Consider the following 1,530-nt stretch of genomic DNA (forward strand, 5'->3'; position numbering starts at 1 on the left):
GCGCCGCCGCAGTCCGGCGCCGAGTCGGGCTCGACCGGGGGCGTCCGCACCCTGGGTGGCCGCCCGCGCACCGAGGCCGTGCCGGTCAAGGGCGTGCGCAAGGCGACCGCGGCGGCCATGGTGCAGTCCGCGTTCACCGCCCCGCACGTGACCGAGTTCCTGCAGGTGGACGTCACCGAGACCATGGAGCTGCTCGCCGAGCTCAAGGCCTCCCGCGAGTTCCGGGACGTCAAGCTCACGCCCATGACGCTCGCCGCCAAGGCGTGCCTCGTGGCGATGGAGCGCACCCCGGACGTCAACGCCCGGTGGGACGAGGCCGCCGGGACGATCGTCCAGCAGAACTTCGTGAACCTCGGCTTCGCCGCCGCCACCCCCCGCGGGCTGATGGTGCCGAACGTCAAGGACGCCCAGGCGATGAGCCTGAGGGAGCTGGCCGACGCCATCCGCGATCTCACGGGCCTCGCCCGCGAGGGGCGGCTGTCCCCGGCGGACCTGGCCGGCGGCACCTTCACGCTCACGAACGTCGGGGTGTTCGGCGTGGACGCGGGCACCCCGATCATCAACCCGGGCGAGGGGGCGATCATCGCGATCGGCCAGGTCCGGAGGATGCCGTGGGAGCACCGCGGCGAGATCGCCCTGCGGGACGTCATGACGCTGTCCCTCTCGTTCGACCACCGCTTCGTGGACGGCGAGCAGGGCTCGCGCTTCCTCGCGGACGTCGGCGCGATCCTGCGCCGCCCGGGTCTGACCCTGACCATGGTCTGAGCGCCCCGGACGCGCCGCGGCCCCGCCACCCGGGCACCGGGAGGCGGGGCCGTCGTCGTGGCAGACCGGTGCGGCCGCCGGCACGGCGGGGGCCGCGGGGCGCGCTCAGTCGGCGGCGGGCAGCTCCATCACGAGCTCGGTGATGACCTCGGCACGGGCGTTGGAGAAGACCTTCTCCTCGCCGACGGTCTCGAAGCCGCGGCGGGAGAGCACCTTCACGGAGCCCACATTGTCCTCGGGCACGTGCGCCCGCAGCGGGCGGGCGGTGTGCTCCTCCAGGAACCGGTCCACGGCCGCGGTCGTCAGCCCCAGGCCCCAGTAGTCCTGCGCGGTCCAGAAGGACAGCTCGCCCACGCCGTCCTGCTGGATGCACACGAGCGCACCCACGGCGCGGCCCTCGTGCTCGATGGTCCGCACGACGGTGTCCTCGTCCCCGAGCAGGTGGGCCCAGTGGTAGTCGAAGACACCGCGGTCCCGGGGGTTGCGGGGGGCGAAGGCGGACATCAGGTTGGCCTGCTCGTCCTGCTGGTGGAGGAAGAACTCGTCCAGATCCTCGGGTCGGACGTCACGAAGAAGCACGGCGGTGGACCTCTCGGGGCGGGGTTCGACGGCGTCCGCCGTCGCGGGTACCGGCCACCGTACCACCGGGCACGACGTCGGCCCGCCGGGCCGGTGCCGTCCGCTCAGTCCTCGCCGGACAGCGGTCCGGGGGCCGTGGCCGCGGCCCAGGCCATGGCCACGAGGGTCGCACGGCGGGCCGCGCGG

2 protein-coding genes are annotated in these 1,530 nt (G+C 74.1%); one reads left to right on the forward strand and one right to left on the reverse strand.

Going from position 1 to position 1,530, the window contains the following annotated elements; genetic code table 11:
• Nucleotides 1-765, forward strand: a 765-nt coding sequence (locus HMPREF3105_RS09660; protein ID WP_083325329.1) for a dihydrolipoamide acetyltransferase family protein, incomplete at its 5' end; no start/stop codon positions are given.
• A gap of 105 nt (nt 766-870) precedes the next feature.
• Here the strand turns inward: HMPREF3105_RS09660 and HMPREF3105_RS09665 are convergent.
• Nucleotides 871-1,344 (reverse strand): GNAT family N-acetyltransferase, encoded by a 474-nt coding sequence (locus HMPREF3105_RS09665; RefSeq protein ID WP_044660004.1) that lies wholly within the window; start codon nt 1,342-1,344, stop codon nt 871-873.
• Between the last annotated feature and the right edge of the window lie 186 nt (nt 1,345-1,530).

The organism is Micrococcus sp. HMSC31B01, from assembly GCF_001816085.1.
Classification (GTDB): Bacteria; Actinomycetota; Actinomycetes; order Actinomycetales; family Micrococcaceae; genus Micrococcus; species Micrococcus luteus.